Origin of the sequence: Lentisalinibacter orientalis (assembly GCF_040706535.1) — a bacterium.
GTDB lineage: Bacteria > Pseudomonadota > Gammaproteobacteria > Steroidobacterales > Woeseiaceae > Lentisalinibacter > Lentisalinibacter orientalis.
On record NZ_JAPDRJ010000001.1, the window covers coordinates 397,921 to 418,043 of the forward strand.

Annotated in this window: 14 protein-coding genes; 10 read left to right on the forward strand and 4 right to left on the reverse strand. The window is 67.4% G+C overall.

The features are described from left to right. Position 1 precedes the first annotated feature (1 nt). Complete coding sequence (locus tag ACJMK0_RS01640) at positions 2 to 1,945, reverse strand: serine hydrolase domain-containing protein (protein WP_405235072.1); 1,944 nt, start codon at positions 1,943 to 1,945, stop codon at positions 2 to 4. Between the two features lie 127 nt (positions 1,946 to 2,072). Between ACJMK0_RS01640 and ACJMK0_RS01645 the strand changes: the two genes are divergently transcribed. From ACJMK0_RS01645 to ACJMK0_RS01670, 6 genes are all read left to right on the forward strand, one after another. Further along, the gene (locus tag ACJMK0_RS01645) at positions 2,073 to 3,116 is read left to right on the forward strand and encodes a helix-turn-helix transcriptional regulator (RefSeq protein WP_405235073.1); all 1,044 of its coding nucleotides are present in this window, start codon (positions 2,073 to 2,075) and stop codon (positions 3,114 to 3,116) included. Positions 3,117 to 3,258: 142 nt separating this feature from the next. Then, positions 3,259 to 5,550: a TonB-dependent receptor gene (locus tag ACJMK0_RS01650; RefSeq protein ID WP_405235074.1), complete on the forward strand. Its 2,292-nt coding sequence runs from the start codon at positions 3,259 to 3,261 to the stop codon at positions 5,548 to 5,550. A 60-nt stretch (positions 5,551 to 5,610) separates the two neighbouring features. Next, a complete protein-coding gene (locus tag ACJMK0_RS01655) occupies positions 5,611 to 6,759 on the forward strand; it encodes a DUF819 family protein (RefSeq protein WP_405235075.1) in 1,149 nt (382 codons plus the stop codon). Between the two features lie 44 nt (positions 6,760 to 6,803). Beyond that, positions 6,804 to 7,832, forward strand: coding sequence for a DUF1611 domain-containing protein (locus ACJMK0_RS01660; protein WP_405235076.1), 1,029 nt, complete (start codon positions 6,804 to 6,806; stop codon positions 7,830 to 7,832). Between the two features lie 36 nt (positions 7,833 to 7,868). Beyond that, complete coding sequence (locus tag ACJMK0_RS01665; protein ID WP_405235077.1) at positions 7,869 to 8,510, forward strand: YceI family protein; 642 nt, start codon at positions 7,869 to 7,871, stop codon at positions 8,508 to 8,510. A gap of 43 nt (positions 8,511 to 8,553) precedes the next feature. Continuing rightward, positions 8,554 to 9,504: an L-threonylcarbamoyladenylate synthase gene (locus ACJMK0_RS01670; protein WP_405235078.1), complete on the forward strand. Its 951-nt coding sequence runs from the start codon at positions 8,554 to 8,556 to the stop codon at positions 9,502 to 9,504. 9 nt (positions 9,505 to 9,513) lie between these two features. On the opposite strand, the gene ACJMK0_RS01675 is transcribed toward ACJMK0_RS01670, so the two are convergent. Beyond that, the gene (locus ACJMK0_RS01675; RefSeq protein WP_405235079.1) at positions 9,514 to 10,512 is read right to left on the reverse strand and encodes an aldo/keto reductase; all 999 of its coding nucleotides are present in this window, start codon (positions 10,510 to 10,512) and stop codon (positions 9,514 to 9,516) included. A gap of 113 nt (positions 10,513 to 10,625) precedes the next feature. On the opposite strand from ACJMK0_RS01675, the gene ACJMK0_RS01680 reads away from it, so the two are divergent. The 3 genes from ACJMK0_RS01680 (at position 10,626) to ACJMK0_RS01690 (ending at position 14,441) form a co-directional block, all read left to right on the forward strand. After that, positions 10,626 to 11,945 carry a condensation domain-containing protein gene (locus ACJMK0_RS01680; protein ID WP_405235080.1) on the forward strand — a complete coding sequence of 440 codons (1,320 nt, stop codon included), beginning with the start codon at positions 10,626 to 10,628 and terminating at the stop codon, positions 11,943 to 11,945. 77 nt (positions 11,946 to 12,022) lie between these two features. Continuing rightward, a complete protein-coding gene (locus tag ACJMK0_RS01685; RefSeq protein WP_405235081.1) occupies positions 12,023 to 13,090 on the forward strand; it encodes a Gfo/Idh/MocA family protein in 1,068 nt (355 codons plus the stop codon). Next, a complete protein-coding gene (locus tag ACJMK0_RS01690; protein WP_405235082.1) occupies positions 13,071 to 14,441 on the forward strand; it encodes a glutamine synthetase family protein in 1,371 nt (456 codons plus the stop codon). Before ACJMK0_RS01685 ends, ACJMK0_RS01690 begins: the two co-directional genes overlap by 20 nt. Here the strand turns inward: ACJMK0_RS01690 and ACJMK0_RS01695 are convergent. Further along, on the reverse strand, positions 14,401 to 16,584 hold the full coding sequence (locus ACJMK0_RS01695; RefSeq protein WP_405235083.1) for a winged helix-turn-helix domain-containing tetratricopeptide repeat protein: 2,184 nt from the start codon (positions 16,582 to 16,584) through the stop codon (positions 14,401 to 14,403). The two genes, ACJMK0_RS01690 and ACJMK0_RS01695, sit on opposite strands and share 41 nt — an antisense overlap. 398 nt (positions 16,585 to 16,982) lie before the next feature. On the opposite strand from ACJMK0_RS01695, the gene ACJMK0_RS01700 reads away from it, so the two are divergent. Beyond that, positions 16,983 to 17,993 carry an SMP-30/gluconolactonase/LRE family protein gene (locus ACJMK0_RS01700; RefSeq protein ID WP_405235084.1) on the forward strand — a complete coding sequence of 337 codons (1,011 nt, stop codon included), beginning with the start codon at positions 16,983 to 16,985 and terminating at the stop codon, positions 17,991 to 17,993. Positions 17,994 to 18,280: 287 nt separating this feature from the next. On the opposite strand, the gene ACJMK0_RS01705 is transcribed toward ACJMK0_RS01700, so the two are convergent. Further along, positions 18,281 to 20,002, reverse strand: a complete 1,722-nt coding sequence (locus ACJMK0_RS01705) for an N-acyl-D-amino-acid deacylase family protein (protein ID WP_405235085.1) — start codon at positions 20,000 to 20,002, stop codon at positions 18,281 to 18,283. Positions 20,003 to 20,123: the final 121 nt, after the last annotated feature.

Consider the following 20,123-nt stretch of genomic DNA (forward strand, 5'->3'; position numbering starts at 1 on the left):
CTCAGTAGTACTGGAAGCCGAGGATGTTCCAGTACCAGTAGAACCAGCACATGAACAGCGCACACACCGCCACCACCGTGTAGCGGACCCGGGCCCAGACACCGGCGAGGGCGCCGCCCGACCAGACCAGCACGGTGCGGTAGAGTAGATACAGCCCCGCCAGCGTCGCCAGGATCGGCAGCACCAGCCACGCCTTGAACAGGAACGGGATGCCGCTGAACAGGTTGTCACCCACCGCCGCCAGCACGATGCCCCCGGCCACCAGCGTCAGCAGGTTCACGGCGCTGACCCGGAAGGCCGCCACGTAGGCCGAGCGGTCCTCCGGCGACCACGAGCGGATCATCGAGCGCGCGTACCAGCGCCGCGCCGCCACTCCCAGGAATACCAGCACCGACAGTCCCAGCAGGGTGAAGTTGAACGACGGCGTGGCAGCGAGCGACACCCGGCGCAGCGACATGAACGGCAGCCCGTCGAGCACGAAACCCGTGATCTCGCCCTGCTCGTTCTCCTGGAAAGCCATCAGAGCCGGGCTGACGCCGCCCAGCAGGGCGATATTCGGATTGAGCTGGCGGAACAGGTTCTCTTCCACCTCCACGTACTGCTTGGCACCGTCGCCGAGGGCGACCATGAGCGTGCCCTGCTCGGTCGGTGCCACCTGCACGACGCTGGTCATGCGGAACGCCTTCTCGATGGTGGAGAAGTTGGTGCGCCAGAAGCCGTAGGTGCCGGCGTAGCGCGCCGCGCGCTCGGCGAAGTCCGCGGGAGGCTCGGGCCGCTCCTGCTCCTGCGGGAAGTACTCGTTATAGAGCGCCGGGGCGAACGCCGAGCGCACGGGGCTGCCGCCGCCGGCGCCGAAACTGACGAAGAAGGTGAGTTCGTTCTCCGGATCGATGCCGAGATAGGAGTGGAACCAGCGGGTGTCGCCGCCGTGTCCGACCACGCGAAAGCCGTTGTAGTCGGTGGCGTAGAAGCCCAGCGCCATGCCCATCAGCCGGTCGTCGTGGCTGAAGGCGGGAGCCAGCATCTGCTCCACGGTCTCGGCCTCCAGTATGCGCGCGCCGTCCAGCTCGCCGCCGTTCAGCAGCGCCTGGCCGAAGCGCACCATGTCCGTCGCCGTCGCAGACATCGCGCCGGCGGGACCGAAGTTGGAGATGATCTCGAACGGCTTCTCGACGAAGCGGCCGGCCTCGAGTCCGTAGCTCGTCGCCATGTCGTCGGCCAGGTCCTCCGGCAGCGGCTCCTCGAAGCTGGAGCTGTTCATGCCGAGCGGCTCGAAGATGTTCTCGCGCACGTAGTCGTTGAAGGATCTGCCGGAGACATTCGCCACGATCAGCCCGGCCAGGGCCGTGGCGTAGTTGGAATAGGCGGTCTGGGCGCCCGGCGGATTCACCCGCTCGGGCTGGTAGCGCTTCATCGATTCCGCCAGCGGCATGATCCGGTCGGGGTCGTCGATGATCAGGTAGCCGAAGCCGCCGTCCTCGAAGCCGGCTGTGTGAGTGAGGATGTGGCGCAGCGTGATCGGCTCGTCGAACGTGTCCTCGATCTGAAAAGTTTCCAGATAGGTGTTCACGTCGGCATCGAGGTCGAGCCTGCCCTGCTCGACGAGCTGCATCACGGCCACCCAGGTGAACAGCTTGGAGGTGGAGCCCGGACGGAACAGGGTGGTCGCCGGATCGACGGGAATCTGCTGCTCCACGTCCTGGTAACCGTAGCCCCTGGCGAAGATCAGCTCGCCCCGGTGCCGGACGGCCACCGTGCCCGAAGGACTCTTGTTGTCCTGCATCAACGGCTTGACCATGCCGTCGACGAACTTCTCCAGTGCCTCGAACGTCTGCCGGTCGACCGGATCGACCGGCTCGGCCGGGCCTGCCGGTTCGGCCGCGACGCAGGTGCCGGCGACGATCAGCAGCAGACTCGCAGCGAAACCCCAGGCGAATGTCGTCATCGGTCTCTCCCCCTGAATACGGTATGGCCGGGCATCATAGCCTGCGGGGTCATTTGCGGGTTAGGCAGTTTCGCCACCATAATATGCAGAGTCGGCAGCATCCGCCGGCTCCTGCCCGCGGAGTCCCATGCACTACGGCGATGAGCAGATGGTTGAAGTCGGCGAGGAATTCGACCTCGCGGAGTTCTCGCACGCGCAGCTCGGCTCGCTGTTCCTCGACGCGCAACGGCTGACGGCCTTCGACTCCACCCCCGACGGCAATTTCATCCATGTCCCTCACACACTGGGGATCGAGGGACTGCTGTGCTACCGCATCGACGCCGACCGGATGATCGAGATCAACGAGGCGGTGCTGGACCGGCCGGTCGCGATACGCAATACGGTCTGCGACCTCATCACGTTCCAGTTCGTCTCCTCCGTGAAACGCTCGGAGTTTCTCGGCAAGCGGAAGAACGTCCACGACCTCGGTCCCGCGCTCGTGGTCTCGGCGGTACCCCGACAGGAGACCACCTATCGCGTCCCGAAGACCGGGGTGCAGATACGCCACGTCGCGGTCCACAGCACCCTGTCGACGCTCATGGAACGCCTGTCGGAATCGGCGGAAGAATACCCGCGCTGGCTCCGGGAAATACTTTCTGGCCAGCACGGCAAGCCCCGTCAGCGGGTCTTCTTCCTGGAAGACCGGCACCGTGAGGCGATCTGGTCCTGCTTCCACCTTCCGGTCAACGGCTCGCTGCTCGGCAAGTGGATAAGCGCCAAGTTCGACGAACTCCTGTGCATCGGCATGCAGATACTGAAGACCAGCCGCACCCTGACCGATCGCAGGGCTCTGGACCTCGATCGTCCTTTCGCCGAGAAGATACGCCAGGCCCGGCGGATACTGGGCATGGAATACGCCAACCCGCCGCCTATCCCGGAACTCGCCCGGCAGCTGGGCATCTCGGAGACCCGGTTGAAGACCGGATTCAAGGCCATGCAAGGCACCACGCTCATGCAGTACTGCATCGAGAAACGCATCGAGGCCGCCCGCTTCCTGCTCAAGGACAACCGGCACAGCATCGCCGAGATCGGCAGCATCGTCGGCTACGAGGACCCCTCGGCGTTCTCGCGGGCATTCCGCCGCGCCTGCGGCTGCACGCCCCGGCAGTGGCGCAGCTCCAATCTGCCCTGATCGAGCCCGCCGTTTCTGCACATTTTTCCGGCCGTCTCTGACTAATGCTTTGCCGGGCCCAGTGGTTACCATCGATGAGCCCCCCACTGATACGGACGCAGGGGGAGCGTTCCGGCTCAGCACACCGACGGGTGACATCATCATGCGCACATTTGATTCCATCATCGCGGCCATCAGCGGCGCCGCCGTCCTGACCACCCTCGCGCTGGTTCCTGCGGCACAGGCCCAGCAGAGCGAGCGCGCGGTAGAGGAGATCATCGTGACCGCCCAGAAGCGCGACGAGGCGCTGACCGAAATCCCGATGTCGGTGACGGTGCTGTCCGGCGACTTCCTGGAGCGGGTGCGGGCGGACAGCTTCGAGGATTTCGTGGCCCTGATTCCCGGTTTCAGCCTCGAGAGCAGCACGGCCGGCGTCAACCGCATCACGCTGCGCGGCATCAACACGGGCGGCGTTGCGACGACCGTCGGCGTCTACGTGAACGACGTGCCGTTCGGCTCGAGCAGTGGCCTCGCCAACGCCGCCGTTCTCTCCGGCAACTTCGACACCTTCGATGTGGCCCGCATCGAGGTGCTGCGCGGTCCGCAGGGCACGCTGTATGGCGCGAGCGCCCTCGGCGGGGTCATGAAATACGTCACCAACGCCCCTGACCCGGAGGCTTTCGAGGCCCGCGGCGAGGTATCGCTGGAGAGCGTCGAGGAAGGCGGCACCGGCTACAACTTCACCGGCCTGGTGAACGTGCCGGTCTCCGATCGGGTGGCCGTGCGCGCCAGCGGCTTCTACCGCCACGACGACGGCTACATCGACTCGATCGGCAACAACCCCATCCCCAGCCTCACCGTACCGGGAGTGAACGTGGTGGAAGGGACGCGGGTGGAGGAGGACATCAACTCGGTGGACGTCTTCGGCGGACGCATCTCCGCCCTGTTCAACATCAACGAGGACGTCTCGCTGGACCTAACCGCCTTCGCCCAGAACATCGAGAGCGATGCCTCGAACGTCATCGATGGCGATCCGTTGACGGTCGAGCCGGTCGGCGACTTCGTGCGCTCGCGCTATCACGAGGACTACACCGACATCGAGTACCGGGTCTACAGCGCGACGCTGGACTGGGATCTCGGCGGCATGGCCCTGCAGTCGGTCACCAGCTACAGCACCTTCGACCAGGACTTCCAGACCGACGTCGCGGCGAACACCACGCTCCTGGGCGCACCGGTGGCGGCCGTAGCCACGCTGTTCTTTGGCGATGCCGCGACGCGCCCGCTGAGCGCCGTCCAGAGACAGGTGACGAATACCGACAAGCTCACCCAGGAATTCCGCCTGATTTCCCCCGAGAGCGAGACGTTCGAGTGGCTGGTCGGGCTCTACTACACCGACGAGGACTCCGGCATCGATCCGCAGAGCATCCTGGCGGTGGAAGCCGGCACGGACACCCTCGCGAGCGATATCCCGACGCTGCTGGAGGCCGCACTGATCTCCACCTACGAGGAGTACGCGGTGTTCGCCAACGCCACCTGGTATGTGACGCCGCGCTTCGAGCTCTCGTTCGGCGCCCGCGCCAGCGACAACGACCAGGAGGCCAGCCAGACGCTGCAGGGCGCATTGCTCGGCGGCTCGGTGAACTTCGAGGATGCGAACTCCTCCGAGAGTCCGTTCACCTGGTCTTTCTCGCCCCGTCTCCAGGTCAACGACAACGTGTCGGTGTACGGCCGCGTCGCCACCGGCTACCGCCCCGGCGGACCCAACGTGATTCCCGCCGGCGCGCCTCCGGGCACGCCCGGCTCGTACGAGTCGGACGAACTCACCAACTACGAGGTGGGCATCAAGGCGGACGCGCTCGGCGGCATCCTGTCCTTCGACGCCGCCGCCTACTTCCTCGACTGGGAGGACGTGCAACTGCTGGCCGTGGTCAACGGCGTCGGCCTGAACGCGAACGGCGGCACCGCGGAGAGCAGGGGCATGGAGGTGTCGGCCACCCTGCGACCCACGGACGGCCTCACCCTGTCGTTCAACAGCGCCTACACGGATGCCGAGCTCACCCAGGACACCGACCCGGTGGTCGGCGGCACCGACGGTGACCCGCTGCCGTTCGTGCCGGAGTGGAGCTTCGGACTGAACGGCGAGTACACCTGGCCCGTGCTCGGCGATGCCATGGCCTACGTGGGCGCAAACCTCGGCTACGTGGGCGACCGCACCGCCGGTTTCGGCAACCGGCTGCCCGACGGCAGCCTGCGCGAGGCGGACGCCTACACCACGCTGAATGCCCGCGCCGGCATCGACTTCGGCTCGTGGTCGGTGGAGCTGTACGGCAACAACCTCGGCGACGAAGACGGCATCAACGACATCAACACTCCCGGCGCGCTGCCGAACGGCCTCATCGGCCTGGCCCTGATCCGGCCGCGGACCGTCGGAATCTCCGTTGGCGCGCGCTTCTGATCGATCGGTGACACCGGCCCGGCGATGCCGGGCTACCATGATGCCGACCGGGCAGACCGAATGCCGCTGATCGCGGCCGACAGCACGTTCGCGCTGAGCGCGGTGATCATGGCGGTGGTGGCGTTCGGCATGTGGGCCGAGCGCACCGCCTGGGGGCGGAACCTCGGCGGACCGCTGGTGCTGCTGGCCGCCGCCATGGCCCTGGCAAACCTGGGCGTCATCCCCCACTCCGCCCCCCTGTACGGCACCGTGGCCGGCTACCTGGTGCCCTTCGCCATCCCGCTGCTGCTGCTGCGCGCGGACTTCCGCAGCATCTACGCCGAGTCCGGCGCCATGCTGCTGGCCTTCGGCGTGGCCGTCGGCGCCACCGTGGCCGGCGCGTTCGTCGGCGCCGCCGTGATCGACATGGGCGAACTCGAGCCGCGCATCGCGGGCACCGTCGCGGCGAGCTACATCGGCGGCTCGCTCAACTTCGTCGCCACCGCCGAGGCACTCGGCATCAAGGACTCCGCCATCTACGTGGCGGGGCTGTCGGCGGATGCGGCCGGCGCTGTGTTCTTCCTGCTCGCGCTCATGCTGTTGCCGGCCCTGCGTTTCGTGCGCGCGGCCATGCCGTCGCGGCACATGGGCGGGAGCGCGTCGGCGCCGCCGGAATCCACTGCGATCGCCGCCCCCCACGACACCGGCCCGTTCGACCTCACCGGCGCCGCCACCGGGCTCGCGCTCAGCCTCGCCATCTGCGCGGTCAGCGGCTGGCTCGCCAGCCTGCTCGGCATCGAATCCCTGTTCATCCTGGTGGTGACGGTGCTCGCGCTGGTCGTCGCGAACTTAGCGAAGCCGCTCGTCGGCCGGGTCAGCGCAGACTTCGAGCTCGGCACCCTGTTCATGTACGTCTTCTTCGCCTGCATCGGCGCGGGCGCCAATCTGGCCGACGTGGTCGGCGCCGCCTTCCCCATACTGCTGTTCATCCTGGTGATGGTGGCCGTGCACCTGGTGGTGCTGGTCGCGGCGGGCCGGTTGCTGCGCCTCGATCTGGCGGAAGTCATGATCGCGTCCAACGCCTGCATCCTTGGCCCGGCGCCGGCCGCCGCCCTGGCCGCGAGCAAGGGTTGGCAGGCCCTCGTCGCTCCCGGCATCCTCGTGGGCATGCTCGGCTACGCCGTCGGCACGTTCATCGGCGTAGGACTCGCCGCGCTGCTGGGGCTGTAGTTCCGGTCGGCGCGCGGCACCGCACTCGCACAAGGTAAGTCGCCATGTCTCTGGTCAGCAGGATCGAACTGAGAAGCCCCTACCTGATACTCGTGGGGGAGGAGAAGCAGCCCACGTTCGCCAAGACCGGCCTGGGCATCGTGCAGTGGCGGCGCGACCGGGTCGTCGGACAGCTGCGGCTGTCACCCGACGCCGTGGACCTGGGCGTCCCGGACATGGACGTCCACGCGGCGGCGAATGCCGGCGCCGGCAGCCTCGTGATCGGCGTGGCGCCGCCGGGCGGCGCGATCCCCGATTCCTGGTGGGCCGTCATGCAGGCAGCGGCGGCGGCGGGGCTGGACGTCGTCAGCGGTCTGCACACGCGGCTCGCGGACAACGAGGGCCTCGTCCTCGCCGCAGAGGCCTCCGGCGTGCGCCTGATCGACGTGCGCACGCCGCCGGCGAACCTGCCGGTGGGCAGCGGCCGCAAGCGCAGCGGCAGGCGCATCCTGACGGTCGGCACGGACTGCGCCATCGGCAAGAAGTACACCGCGCTCGCGCTGGCCGAGGCGTTCCGCGTGGCCGGCCTGAAATCGACATTCCGGGCGACGGGCCAGACCGGCATCATCATCGCCGGCGAAGGCATGCCCATCGACTGCGTCGGCGCGGACTTCATCGCCGGCGCTGCCGAGGTGCTATCGCCCGACAACGAGCCGGATCACTGGGACGTCATCGAGGGGCAGGGCTCGCTGTTCCACCCGGCCTACTCCGGAGTGAGCCTGGGCCTGCTGCACGGTTCCCGGCCGGACGGCTTCGTGCTCTGCCACGAGGCGGGCCGGGAGACGGTCAGCGGCTGGCCGGACTTCCGCCTGCCGGAAATCGACGAGGCAATCGCACTGCACGAGCGCCTCGCGCGCCGGACCAACCCGGCGGCACGCTGCGTCGGCATCTCCGTCAACACCTCGGGGCTCGCTTGCGGGGAACGGGACGACTATCTCGAGACGCTGCGCCGGCGGCACGGCGTGCCCGCGGTGGACCCGCTCATCGACGGCTGCGAGGCCCTGGTGCGATTCGTGCGCGAGTCGCTCGGATAGCCCTTGTCCGACGCGGCCGTCACGCGCCGGAAGTCTTTGCGTCCGAAGCCGGAAACGGGCGAGTATGTCCCCATCGTGAAGAAGTTCGTGCTTACGGCATCCACCCTGGCAGCGTCGCTCGTGCTGGCTGCGCCCGCCCCGGCGCAGCAGCGCTGCTACGCCGGCGATGGGTCTTCCGGCGTGCTCACCTTCGCGGGCGCGGTCGAAGATACCGGCTTCACCGGAAGCTTCGGGGAATTCTCGGTGCGCTACTGCCAGGCCGGCGAGACACCGGAGGATCACGAGATCCGCGTGACGGTCAGTCTCGCTTCCGCCGACAGCGACAACCGGGACCGGGACGAGACGCTGAAGGGTCCCGAGTTTTTCGCCGTCGAGCGCCACCCGACCGCGGTGTGGCAGAGCACCGGCGTGCGCCGTGAAGGCAACGGCTACGTCGCCGACGGCGAGCTCTCCTTGAAAGGCATGACCGCGCCACAGTCGATACGCTACGAACTCAACCCCGCCGGCGAAGCGATCATCGCACGGGGACGGTTCACGATGGCCGGCGGTACCCGCATCGACCGGCAGCGCTTCGACGTCGGCACCGGCGAGTTCGCGGATCCCGATTTCGTACGCAATGAGGTCGTCGTGGAGTTCGAGGTCACGCTGAGCGCACAGCAGGAACCACCGGCAGGCTAGAATCCCGCCAACGCACCGTGCGCAAGCGCCGAGTTTCCTGCCGATGAGCCAGTCAGTCCCCATCGTCCGAGGCCCAGCAGCCGTGGAGCGGGCGGCTCAGGCGCTTCGTGACGGTGGCCTGGTCGGCATGCCGACCGAGACGGTGTACGGGCTGGCCGGCGATGCGGCCAATCCCGCGGCCGTAGCCCGGATTTTCGCCGCCAAGGGCCGCCCCCGCTTTAACCCGCTCATCTCTCATGTCGCCTCCGCCAAACTCGCCGCCCGGGAAGGCGAGCTGGACGAGCGTGCGCTCGCACTGGCGGAGGCGTTCTGGCCGGGCCCGCTGACACTGGTGGTGCCGGCGGCCGCGACCGGGCGCACTTGCGACCTTGCCCGCGCAGGGCTCGGCAGCATCGCCCTGCGGGTGCCGGGCCACCCGGTGGCGCAGGCGCTGCTGGAGGCGTTCGGTGGACCGGTCTCGGCGCCTTCGGCGAACCCGTCCGGCCGGCTGAGTCCCACCCGGCCGGAGGACGTCGCCCGCGAACTCGGCGACGGCGTGGCACTGGTGCTGGACGGCGGACCCTGCAGCGCCGGTATCGAATCCACCATCGTCTCGCTGCTGCCCGGCGAGCCGCCGCGGCTGTTGCGTCCGGGCGCCATCGAGCGCGAGCGCATCGAATCGATCGCAGGGCCCGTGGCGGAACCTGCCGGGGAGTCGGTCACTGCGCCCGGTCAGCTGGCCTCCCACTATGCCCCGAGGGCCGCCATCCGGCTCGAGGCGGCTGAGGCGCGGGACGGCGAGGTGCTGCTGGGCTTCGGGCCGAACGCTCCGCCGGAGGCCCTCAATCTCTCGCCGGCCGGAGATACCGTGGAGGCGGCGGCCAACCTCTACCGCATGCTGCGGGAACTCGATGCCGAGGGCGCGGACACCATCGCCGTCATGCCGATACCCGCCGAGGCCCTCGGCGAGGCCATCAACGACCGGCTGCGCAGGGCGGCCGCGCCACGGGGCTGAGCACGGCACTCACCAGGCGTAGGCCACCGGTGCCTCGCCTCCGGGTCCGGGGAAGATCTCGTCCAGCCTGGCCAGCGTCTCCTGGTCCAGCTCGATGGAGGCTGCGCGCACGGCGCTCTCCAGCTGCTCCATGGTCCTCGGCCCGATGATGGGCGCGGTCACCACCGGGTTGTGCAGCAGCCACGCGATGGCCATCTCGCCGGGCGGATGGCCGATGTCGCGGCAGAGCCCCTCATACTGCTCCAGCTGACCGCGCTTCTTCTCGATGTACTTCGCGAAGTTCTCGTCGGTGCGCCGGCCGGCGTCGTGCTTTTCCAGCGCGCCGCCGAGCAGACCGCCGCCGAGGGGGCTCCACGGTATCAGCCCGAGGCCGTAGTGACGGCAGGCGGGAATGACTTCCAGCTCCACCATGCGGTTGTCGAGATGATAGGTGCTCTGCTCGCTCACCAGACCCATGAAGCCGCGCCGCGAGGCCTCCTGGCAGGCGGTGGCGATGTCCCAGCCCGCGAAGTTGCTGGAGCCGACGTAGACCACCTTGCCCTGCCCCACCAGCGCGTCGAAGCTCTGCCAGATCTCGTCCCAGGGACAGGCGCGGTCGATGTGGTGCATCTGATAGAGGTCGATGTGCTCGGTCTGCAGGCGCCTGAGGCTGCCCTCGCAGTGCTTGCGGATCTTGTAGGCGCTGAGGCTCGAGCCGTCGCTGTTCACCTCGGGCAGGTTCGCCTTGCGATCCACCGGGTTGTAGACCTTGGTGGCCAGCACGATCGCATCCCGGCGCCCGCCTCCCTGGGCCAGCCAGCGGCCGATGATCTCCTCGGTGTGCCCGTTCTCCACCGCCCAGCCGTAGACGTCCGCCGTATCGAAGAAGTTGATGCCGAGCTCCAGCGCCCGGTCCATGATACGGAAGCTGTCCTCCTCCGAGGTGTGCCAGCCGAAATTCATCGTGCCCAGACAGAGGTTGCTGACCAGGACGCCGTGTTTTCCGAGTCGCCTGTGTGTGATCGACATGCTCAGACCTTCTGTTGCGGAAACGATTGCGGGGTGCAGCGGTTATGATCTCGCGTCATTATGGTATGCCATCGATGAGCCGGGCGTACCCGGCCCGGGGGCACCGGGGAATAATGATAACAACCGAACTGAATCTCCTCGATGCCGCGTTCCTCAATATCGAGCGCCCGCAGGACCCCTGGAGCATCCACCTCGAGCTGCAGCTGGAGAAGCGCATCGACGAGGAGCGCCTGCGGGCGGCGATCGCGCATGCACAGCGGCTCCATCCGCTCGCGCGTGCCCGCCTGCGGCCCTATCACGCCGGGTCGCTGAGCTACAGCTGGGAAATCGGCGATCAGTCGGATGTGGAGCCGCTGCGCGTCCGGCAGGCCGAGACCGAACGGGACCTCGCCGAGCTGCGGGCGGAACTGTTGAGCGCCAGCGTGCCGCTCAATGTCTCGCCCGGCTTCCGTCTGCTGCTGGCCCGCGCGCCGGACGGCGACCGTCTGATGATCAACCTGCATCACGCCGTGGCGGACGGCCTCTCCGCGTTCCGGATTATGACGTCCATCGTGCGCCACTACGCCGGGGAGACGGATCCGGTACCCGACGTGGATCCGTTCGCCGTACGCGACCTCAGATCGCTGGCGGCGACGCAGAGCCTGCGCGAGCGCCTGGAACGGCTCGGGCTGTTCGCCGAATACCTGATGCGCTCGACGACCGCGCCCGTACGGGTCAACGGCCGCGGCGCGCCGCCGGGCGATCCGGACGATGCGCCCGGCTACGGCGTACACCTCCTGCCGTTCACCGCAGAAGAGACGGCACGATTCCTGGCGGCCCGCCGGAAGCCGGCGACGGTCAACGACATGCTGCTGGTGGGGCTCGCCCTTACGATACGGGCATGGAACCGGGAGACCGGCGGCAGGACCGGCAAGATCTCGGTGATGATGCCGGTGAACCTGCGGCCGCGGGAATGGTGGTTCGAGGTGGTCTCCAACTTCTCCTCGTACGTGAACGTCATCCTCGACGAGACCGACCAGAGGGCCTTCGATTCCGCCGTGGACGCCGTCTGCCGGCAGACGTTGCGGCTCAAGGAGGCGGGAGCGGCCGGTACCCTGATAGACGTCCTGTCCATCCCGCGATTCCTGCCGGCCGTGTTGAAGGCCCGCCTGCGGGAGATCGCGCCGACCGTCGGCAGGGGGCACGTGCAGACGAGCTGGCTGTCGAACCTGGGTCGCCTGGCGGCCGCACCGGTCATGGGGGACGCGGGCCCGGTGAGCGCCATCTACTTCTCGCCGCCGGCGCACATGCCGATGGGCGTGTCGGTGGGCGCCGTTTCGCTGGAAGACCGCATGACCCTGACGCTGCGTTACCGCCGTGCGGTGTTCGATGCCGCGGCAGCGAAGGATTTCGCCGAGCGATATCGCGCAATCCTGCTCGATGGCCGGCGGTAGAACGTGGTCGGACACAGGGCTGCTGGCAGAGGATAACGAATGCGATTGCGATCGATCGCAAAGGGGGAGTAACACCGATGAAGACCGGAAAGCTGCCCTCGGATCCGCCGCCACTGCGCTGGGGTTTCGTCGGCACCGGCAATATCGCCGGCTGGATGGCCGACGTAGTTCGAGGATCGCCCTCGGCAGAACTCGCCGCCGTCGCCAGCCGCAGCACGGAGAACGCCTCGGCATTCGCCGCGACTCACGGTGCCGGCAAGGCCTTCGATTCCTGGGAACGGATGCTCGCCTGGGACGGCATCGACGCCGTCTACGTTGCCACACCCACGGCGCTGCGCGAAGAGATCTGCGTGGCCGCCGCCGCAGCGGGCAAGCACGTACTCGGCGAGAAGCCGTTCGCGAGCCTCCTCTCGCTGCAGCGGATCACGGCCGCATGCCGCAAGAACGGCGTGGCATTCATGGACGCGACTCACTTCGTCCATCATCCGCGGACGGCGCAGCTACTGGCGCACGCGGAGGAGATGACGGGCCGGCCGGAAACGCTGGACTCGTCTTTCCTGATCAGCCTCACCGACCGCGGCGACATCCGCTACGACCCGGCCCTGGAGCCCCTGGGGGCGCTCGGCGACCTCGGCTGGTACAACATGCGTGCCGCGCTGGAATATCTGGCCGCCGACAGCGCCGTGCGCTCGGTCAGCGCCCGGCTCCGGCACGACGAGCCGACCGGCGTCATCGTCGCCGGCGAAGGCTCGATCGAGTTCGACAACGACACGCTCTCGACGTGGCGCTGCGGTTTCGACGCCGATACGGTCTCGATCAACCTGACACTGTCCGGCAGCCATGGATGGATTCACATGGAGAACTTCGTCGGCGAGGAGGAAGGCGGCACGGCGAGCTATCGCTATTGGGCCAATGGCAATCGCGCCCGCGAAGACGCCGGGACCGCGGTCCGCGTGGACTCGGCGCAATCCGGCCCTGCGCTCATGTTCCGGAACTTCGCCACCGACGCCCGCGACCCGACGCTGCGGGAGCAGCGCATGCACGCCGCCGAACGCACGCAGGCATTACTCGACGCGGTTCGTGTAGGCTTCTGTCCTCACACAGGCTCACAACAGGAACCCCGAAATGAGCAACCGAGAGGCTGACTGGCGCGACGCGCTCCCGGAGGCGTTCAAGGCCTACCGCAGCGGCCGCGACATCGACGAGGTGGAGTGCATCGTGCCGGACCTCGCCGGCATGTCGCGCGGCAAGGCCATGCCCGCCAAGAAGTTCAGCCCCGACTACGTCACCTATCTGCCCGTCTCGATCTTCTATCAGACGATCTCGGGGCTGGACGTCGAGATGGACATCGACAACCAGTGGGCGGAGGGGGACCTGATGCTGCGGCCGGACATGTCGACGGCGCGGGCCGTACCGTGGGCGAAGGAACCGACGCTGCAGATCATCCACGATCTGTACACCCGCGACGGCGTGCCGGTCGCCATCGCGCCGCGGCAGGTGCTGAAGAACGTGGTGCAGCGCTATACCGAGCGCGGCTGGGCGCCGGTGGTGGCGCCGGAGCTCGAGTTCTACCTGATCAAGCCCAACACGGACCCGAACGAGCCCATCGAGGCGCCGCTCGGGCGCACCGGGCGCCGCCGCACCAGCCGCCAGTCCTATTCCATGTCGGCGGTGGACGACTACGGCCCGGTCATCGACACCATCTACCGCTTCGCGGAGGACGCGGGGCTCGCGATCGACACCGTGATCCAGGAGGACGGCGCCGGCCAGGTTGAGATCAACCTCACCCATGGCGAGCCGCTGCTGCTCGCCGACCAGGTGTTTTTCTTCAAGCGCATAATCCGCGAGGCCGCGCTCAATCACGACATGTTCGCCACCTTCATGGCCAAACCCATGCGCGACGAGCCGGGCTCGGCGATGCACGTGCACCAGAGCGTCCTGGACGCGGACGGCAACAACCTGTTCAGCCGCGCCGATGGCAGCGAGAGCAAGGTGTTCCGGCACTTCATCGGCGGCAGCCAGCACTACCTGCCGCAGGCGATGCCGGTGCTTGCCCCGTACGTGAACAGCTACCGCCGCTTCCACGACGAGGAATCCAGTGCGCCGACCAATTTCGCCTGGGGCTACGACAACCGGGCGACAGGCCTGCGCGTGCCGAACTCGAGTCCGGAGAATCGCCGAATGGAGAATCGCGTGGTGGGCGTCGACGCCAACCCGTACCTGGCTATCGCCGTCGGGCTCGCCTGCGGCTATCTGGGCATGCTGCACGCCACCGAACCCGGCCCGCCCGAGCCGGGCGAGCCCGACGAGGACGCCTGGCCGATCCCCACCACCCTCGATGAGGCGCTGACCCGTTTCGAGGCCGCCACCGAGATGCATGAGGTGCTGGGGGGGCAGTTCTGCATGGTGTTCGACGCCGTCAAGCGCGCCGAGATGCGGCAGTTCCACCGCGAGATCAGCCCGTGGGAGCGCGAGCACCTGCTGCTGAACGTGTGAGCGCAGCGACGAAGTCGACGAAGCGCGGATCGTCTCTGATCGAATCGTAGTAAGGCAGGAACGGCTCGATAAACGGAATAGCCTGGCTCGGCTCCGCGAGCCCGGATCGGAGACAGTCGACCGCGGCGTTGACCGCCGTGGCGAGGCCGAGGGCCCGACAGGCATGGTGTCTGAGGACGAGCCGCTCCGCCAGGTCGGCGGTGGCCTCGCGGAACCAGGTGCGGATCAGGCGTTCCGTCTCCGCCCGGTCTCCCTCGGCAGCCGTGACATAGGCCATGGCCAGATCGGCGTTGACTGCGAAGTCCGGGACCGCCCGCTCCGCTGCCACCTGCCGTCGCGCCTCGGCCAGGACCGGGCCTTTCGCTTCCGGGCCGTTCAGGAGCCGCTCGGTGATGACGCGAGCCAGTCCGATATCGGGAATGTCGAACGCCGACCAGACCTCGGCCGGAGATTCGGCCTGCTGGACGGCATTGAGCAGGGCGGTCGCACCATCGTAATCCCGGGCGGCGATATGCGCCTCCCACAGCTCGAAAGCGGTGGCCTCCTCGCCGTACTCCCGCTGCAGCGCCACGAGATCGTCGAGCAGCCGGCCGGGCTCCCCGTGCTCGCGTACGCGCAGTGTGCTGCGCAAGGCGGACAGCCTGAAGCTCTCGAACGGCGCGCTGTCGAGTTCCTCCGCCGCCTCGTCGTATCGATGAGCAGCCATCAGATTGATCGCCAGCCTGCGGGTCCAGTAAGGATTCCTCGGGTCCAGGGTTCGCGCCTCGCGGATGGAATCGATCACGCCGTCGATATCCCCCTGGCGGCGCTGGATCCAGGACTGAAGCTCCAGCACCTGGGGGTCGCTCGGCCGCAGATACTGCGCGTGCGTGACCAGTTCGAAGGCGCGATCGTGGTCTTTCAGGATGTAATAGGTGAAGTAGCTCTGCGCGATCAGGTATTCGGACGATTCGGGCGCCAGCGCCCGGATGCGCTCCAGCTGGTTCTCCAGGCGCCGGATCGATTCCGGGTCCCGCTCCTGGATATTGATGTAGCTGAGCGAGCCGGCCAGCTCCGCCCGGGCCCGGACGAACTCCGGGTCCAGCGCCACGGCCCGCTCCAGTGCGGCGACGTAGGCCGGCGCGGCAATCGTCTCAGTGTCCCGCAGTTCCATGGCCTCGTGATAGGCGCGATACGCGGCCATGTTGTCGGTCGGAAGGACGTCGAGCTGCGTGGCGTCCCGGCGGGTCAGGGTGGATTGCAGGGCGGAGGCGATCGATCGCGCGATCTCCGCCTGGATGTCGAAGATATTGGCCGGGGTCAGTTCGCGGTCGTACTGCTGCGCCCACAGGTGGACGTCGGTGCGGGCATCGATCAGCTGCACGTTGATGCGTATCTGGTCGCCGACATGCTGCACACCGCCCTCCAGGATGGCGTCGGCGCCCAGATCGCGGCCGATCTCCCGGATATTGCGCTGACTGTCCCGGTATTCGGATACGGAGGTGCGGGAGATCACCCGTATCGACTGCAGCTGTGCCAGCTGGGTGAGCAGATCATCGTGAATCCCGCGGGCGAAGAAATCGCTTTCGCCGGCCAGTCCGGCTGAGATGAACGGGAGTACGGCCACCATGGGGGCGCCTGCGTTTGCCGCAGCGCCGGCGGGCGGCGGCCCGTCGCCGAGCAGGCGGAATACGCCGAACGCGACGGCCGCCGCCACGCCGGCCAGCGCGACCGGCATCCAGCCTCTGCGGCTGCGCGACTTCTGCGCGGCCGGCGCGGGACCGGGCGCCGTATCGTCCGCTCTCTCGTCCGTCGCCACGCCTGGCGGTCGGTCCGACGACGGCGGGAAGTGGCTGATGAACCCCCGGCGCACCACGGTCTCGATATATGCATTCCGTTCGTCCGGCGACAGCTGGTTGCGCAGAATCGAGATGCAGCGGTTGACGGCGTGGTCGGAGACGATCCGGTTGTCCCAGACCGCGGTCATCAGCTCGTCCCGGCTGATCAGCGTGTTCTGGTGGATCAGGAAGTAATCCAGCAGCCGGGCCACCTGCGGCTCGAGCCGGGTGATGGTCGCGCCGTCGAAGAGGTCGCCCGTACCGGCGTCGAACCGCCAGCGGCCGAATTCATGGAGGATCGGTCCGTCGCCGCCGGAACCGTTCACCGGGCGGCCCACCGCGGAGCCGGGGCAGGCAGGCGGGCAGGCAGCTCGGAGCTCCCGCGTTCATCGACCATCAACAGAAACATCCGAAACCCGGCCCTATCGATACAGATCAGCAAACCATCGGCAGAAAATCAGCGTTCGATCAGGCGCCCGGGCCCACTCCTCGCCACACTCTGATGCCATGTCGCCGGAAAGGCGGGCTGGCCCAGAAACCCGATTGTAGAGCCTATTGCGGCTCGTGGGCGCAGCCAGTCGACAAATTTGTCGATGGACAGTCGGCAGGTCTCACCGGCAGCCCGGATGCATGACGTCATCTCCCCAGAGCGTCAGGCGCCGGGCCGCCGGGTCTTATCCATGCGTGGATAGCCCGATTGAGAGGCTCCTGGAGGAGAGAGAATATGAACAAGAAAATCCTGATTGCCACGCTGCTGATGACTGCATGGTCGTTGCCCACCCACACCGTACAGGCCGGTGAGAAGCCGGCCGCCCGGCCATTCGCCAAAACCGTCCCCGCGCTGAGCGGGGCGCCGCCGGAAGGATTCGCCATCGGCCGGGCATCCACGGCCTACAACGGCTCCATCGACGGGTCCATTTACAAAGTGGACCTGCGCAGCGGCGAGGGTGAAGTCCTGGTCCCGGCCGAACCCGACTTCGACATATTCACCGATTGCTACAAGCTCGGCATGCGCGTCGACGCGCGCAGCAATTACCTTTTCGTCGCGGGCTGCCAGGTGGGCAACGCCTACGTCTTCGACGCTGAGACCGGTGAAGAGATCATGAACTATGAGCTCGCGCCGCCTTTCTCGACGGTCATCAACGATCTTGCGATCACCAGGGAAGCCGTCTACTTCACCGACTTCACGCAACCGTTCCTGTACCGGCTGCCGCTGTCGAGGAACGGCCGGCTGCCCCCCGAGTCTGCCGTCATGGCGCTGCCGCTGAGCGGCGATTTCGTGAGCGACGATCCAGGCTGCTGCGCCGGCAACGGCATCGTGGCCACGCCCGACGGGGAAACGCTGATCGTCGGCAACTCGAACAACGCCCAGATCTACAAAGTGGACCCGGCCACCGGCCACGCGGACAGGATCGAAGTGAATCCGCCGCTGACCGGTTTCATCGACGGCATAGCGATGCGAGGCAAGACACTGTACATCATGACGCCGTACGACTTCCCCGGCCCTCCCTTCTCTTTCGACAGCATCCAGGTAGTCGCGCTGGACAAGAACCTGCTCACGGGAACCCTCGTACAGGTGATCACCGATCCGGACCTGGACGGAGTGGCGAGTGGCGCATTCTTCGGCAACTCCCTGTACGTGAACAATGCCCGCTACACGACCTTCCCGGAGGCCGACACCGAATACTGGCTCACGCAGCTGGATATCAGGGAAAAGCGCGGCCGGGGCAAGTGACAAACCCGGACTAGCCCCGGGGCCGCCCTGTGATGAAACTCACGGAACCGAGACGCCTCTCGCGGTCTAATATCCGTGGAGGCCGGTAAGCCCGATTCTCCGCAAGGCGGCGCCGGCCCTGCAGGCACTCTGGTGGTGCGGGAGGTAAGCCATGAACTATGTGGACGTCTATTTCGCCCTCAACGCGGCCTCACTCGCGATTCTCTGCGCGGCTATCGCCTTGACCTGCTATCTGGCTCATCGCCAGCATCATCACTGAGGCCGCACGGGCCGCCCCGAGTCCGCCGTCAGTCGGCAGCCACGTAGCCCGGTCCCTTCACGAAGCGGCCGGGCGTGGCTCCCGTATGCTCTCCGTCCAGCAGCACGGGCACCCCGTTGACGATCACGTGATCGACGCCGGTGGAGTACTGGTGGGGTTCGGCGAAGGTCGCGTGATCCTGGATGGTCGCCGGGTCGAAGACCACGACGTCGGCGTAGTACTGTTCCTTCAGCGCGCCGCGCCCGGCGAGCTTCAGGTTCTCCGCCGGCAGGCTGGTCAGCCGCCGGACGGCCTCCTGCAGCGGGATCACCTGCTCCTCGCGCACGTACTTGCCGAGTAATCTGGCGAACGTGCCATAGGCGCGCGGATGGGTGTTGGACAGCAGGAACTTGCCCTCCGGCGCCAGAGACCCCGCATCGGAGCCGAACGCCATCCAGGGCTTCGCGATCTTCTTCTTTACGTTCTCCTCGGACATGATGAAGTAGATGGTGCCCACCCGGCTACCGTCCTCGAGCACCAGATCCATCATCGTCGTGACCGGTGAGGTGCCCCGCATCTCGGCCACCTCGGCCAGCGTCTTGCCGGTCAGCGACTTCAGCTCGGGGTTCTTGAACCCGACCAGCACCAGGTTCTCCGGTCCCCCGGCTGCGAGATACAGATTTTCCCATTCGTCGGAGGCCGTGAGGATCTCCTCCTCCAGCCTGGCGCGCACATCGGGATCACGCAAGCGCTCCGCCCAGGCTTCATAGCCGCCCTCCTGTACCCAGGGCGGCATCGACGCGTTGAGTCCGGTGGCGCCGGCGGTGTAGGTGTACATGTCGGCGGTGATGTCCAGCCCATCGGCGCGGGCCGCCTCGATGCGCTCGAACACCGTGTCCAGCTTGTCGAAGTTGGCCGCGCCCGCCGCCTTCAGGTGATAGATCTCCGCACCGATGTCGGCCTCTCTGGCGATGGTGATGAGCTCGTCCACGGCCTCCACCAGCTGGGCGCCCTCGCTGCGCATGTGGGAGATGTAGCGGCCGCCATACTCCGCCGCCACTTCCGCCAGCGCGATCAGCTCCGCCGTGTCCGCATAGAATGCCGGCGCATAGATCAGGGACGAGCCGACGCCGAGCGCGCCCTCCTCCATGGCCGTGCGGACGAGCCCGCGCATGCGCTCCAGCTCCTCCGGCGTCGGCGCTCGGTCCTCGTAGCCCAGCTCGTGGATGCGCACCGTCGTGGCGCCGACGAACGACGCGACGTTGGTGGAGATGCCCTTGTCCTCCAGGAACTGCAGATACTCGCCCAGCGTGGACCACGCGATGTCGAAGGTGATGTCCCCCTGGCGCTGCAGCGCCTCGGCCTTCATCGCCTCGTTTACCGGCCCCATGGTCCAGCCCTCGCCCATCACCTCCAGCGTCACGCCCTGGCGGATGTCGCTCTGTGAGCGCCCGTCCTCGATCAGCGACTCGGTGGCCCAGCTCAGCATGTTGATGAAGCCGGGCGCGACCGCCAGGCCGCTCGCATCGATGACCCGTTCGGCCGTGCCGAGATCCGTGCCGATGGCGGCGATGCGGTCGTCCGAGATCGCAACATCGGCCACGTACGGCTCGCCGCCGAGGCCGTCGTACACCGTGCCGTTCTCGATCAGCAGATCGTAGCGGGCGGCCTCCGGCTGCGCGGGCTGCCCTGACTGCACGGGCGTCTGTTCGCCGGAACAGCCAGTGACTACGAGCGCGGCGAGAACGAGCAGAGCGAATCTTTTCAGCATGAGTTCCATCCTTTCCGTCAGTGCGACGGGCAAACCCGCATCGAGCCGACTGTCGCGGCTCTGGATACGCCGCCAAGGATACGTCATCCGGCTGCCCGCATTCCTGCAGGATTCCGTGCGC